The 2155-nt window shown below is 57.7% G+C and carries 3 protein-coding genes; all 3 read right to left on the bottom strand.

Annotation, left to right across the window (positions count from 1 at the left end):
• Positions 1-2 precede the first annotated feature (2 nt).
• Positions 3-479, bottom strand: a complete 477-nt coding sequence (locus QZY07_RS07995; RefSeq protein ID WP_295401392.1) for a hypothetical protein — start codon at positions 477-479, stop codon at positions 3-5.
• Entirely contained in the window at positions 472-777 is a 306-nt protein-coding gene (locus QZY07_RS07990; protein ID WP_295401391.1) for a transposase, read from the bottom strand. Before QZY07_RS07990 ends, QZY07_RS07995 begins: the two co-directional genes overlap by 8 nt.
• A 592-nt stretch (positions 778-1369) precedes the next feature.
• Positions 1370-2155 (bottom strand): hypothetical protein (locus QZY07_RS07985; RefSeq protein ID WP_295401390.1); only part of this gene is annotated, 786 nt, incomplete at its 5' end.

Below are 2155 nucleotides of genomic sequence, written 5' to 3'. Positions count from 1 at the left end.
CTTTAATAACCTAGCGAATAAGATAAAGCTTTTTGCAAACGAAATTTTCGATCCAAATTATAAGAAAAGAGAGACATCCTTAGGTCGTTTAAATAGGTTGCTTCTGGAAGTCCAGGCTTAAAAAATCCCGAACACCTATGCGTGTTGACGACATCGGCGGTGCGGCAATAGCGCGCCCCCGCATTCTTGAACTGGCCAATCAGCTCGGATTTCTTGGCGTCCACGCTGATGATGGGTTCTCCGCAACGTAGGAACCGTGACTTGAGGCGCTGGATGAACCGATACTGGCGGTCACGTTGCGGATGGACCTTGCCGATCAGGCGCTTGACGTTGGTCTTGAGCGAATACCCGAGTGGTTTGAGCAACCGCCCCACGGTCGTGGCGCATCCCCGGCCCAAGCGCTTGGCCAGGGTACGTAAACTGCTACGGGTAAATTGCGCGCGCCCCTCTGGATCCCCACCCGTTTCGGGCTCAACCAGCGCAAGGAGATCCGCTTCCAGCCGCCAATCTTTTTTTCAATCGGGGTCGCCCACCGCCCGCGCGGCGCACCCGCTCGCTTGGAGAGTCCGCCAGCCCCGTCTGAAGGTCAAGGCGACCTTGCCGGATGGTTTTCGGATCCAAGCCGGTGATCTCCGCCACCCACTTCGTGCCGCCATAGCCGACCACTTCCGACAGCAAGCCTGCAACCCAGCGCCGGTTCTTTTCGTTGAGTTGCTCACAGACCAACTTGACGTGGGCTTCCACCGACTCCGACATCACCAGTTCAACGACGGCCACCTCGACATCCTCAGCAAACTTTCACCAACCATGAAGCATAATGGCCCTGCGAAAATCGGGAAACAGTTGATGGACAGTTTCTTACTTGCAATCAACGTGATTGTCATGGTGATCTGATCGACCAAGCACACAACCACAAGGTATGCCGTCAGTGTGGGAAAGACTATCGGTATGATGATTTGAACTAGCCGGCCACTCACGAAAGATTCATCGTAGAACACAACACATGACAAAATGATTGGTTGTCAGCCTCAAATCCGAATGCGCTCCACCTCATCCAGATTGATCAGATCTTGACGCCGATCATAGAGCCCGGTGGTGCGCGCACTTTCATGTTTCTCACACTCCCGCTTGATTACACCTGATTATTCACGATCTTCAGTCATTTATTTACAATTAAGCATTTGAAAAAAGGTTTCGTTACGCTTACTGCCATTGCTAATTGAAATCCGGCGGGTTAGGCCGAGCAACTCAGGCGCTCCAAGTGACCGTTGCACACTGCGCCCACTCATCAGTCACTTACTGCGTGATGAGTGGCAAGAGCGTAGCTCGGTAAATAAATCAGGTGATCACATACTCGACTTTGGCCATTTCAGGGGGTCGCCGCCAGTTGGTTGAGCAAGGCTTCCAGGCGCTGGGGCGAAATTAGGACTGCCTCTTGGTCTGGCGTTGAGTTGACGTAATTGTCCTCGGCCCAGATCGTGCGGCGCACCAGCGCCAGGCAATCGGAGAAAGTGGCGTGCGACTTGAGGTACCACGCGGTCGAGCGGGGCAGGATCGGCCAACGGTCGCGCCACCGGTCGACCATCAGACAGACGAGCGAAAACAGCGCGAGCAACCGCGGCGTGGTGCGAGCGATCGCCTGGGGTGTCCACTGCCGCTGGGTCTCCACCCCGAGGTGGCGACGGGTCTCTTCGAAGGTGACTTCGATCGACCAGCGCCAGACGAACCGTTCGACCACCCGCGCGGCGGACAGGGTCAGGTCGGTGGTGAAAAACGCCTGGGTCGGCAGTTTGCCAGCGGGATCGACCACCAGCACCCAGCGGATCGCCAGCGGCGGCCAGCCGGGGGTGTGCCAGAGACAGACGTCGCTGAGCAGACGCAGGGTCTTGGTCTCTCGAGACCATTGAATCGTGGTCTCGGTGCCCTGTTCGCGCGCCTCCTCCACGCGCGTGGCGAGTTTGTCCAGCGCCGGGCCTTTTTTCGGCTTGGGACCGCGACGCCCCGCCACGCCCGGCGGAGGAAAGGCAAACAGGCGGGCATCCAGGCGCAGGCGGGTGATCAAGGTCGCCTGGGCCTTCAGGCATTCCCAGCCCAGATGAACGCAGGAATAACCCCCATCGCCGAGCAGGATCCAGCGGCGGCATCCCAGCCAGCG

The organism is uncultured Thiocystis sp. (assembly GCF_903866365.1).
GTDB lineage: Bacteria > Pseudomonadota > Gammaproteobacteria > Chromatiales > Chromatiaceae > Chromatium.
Note: the sequence above shows the minus strand (reverse complement) of the source record. Positions and strands in the feature narration are given on the sequence as shown.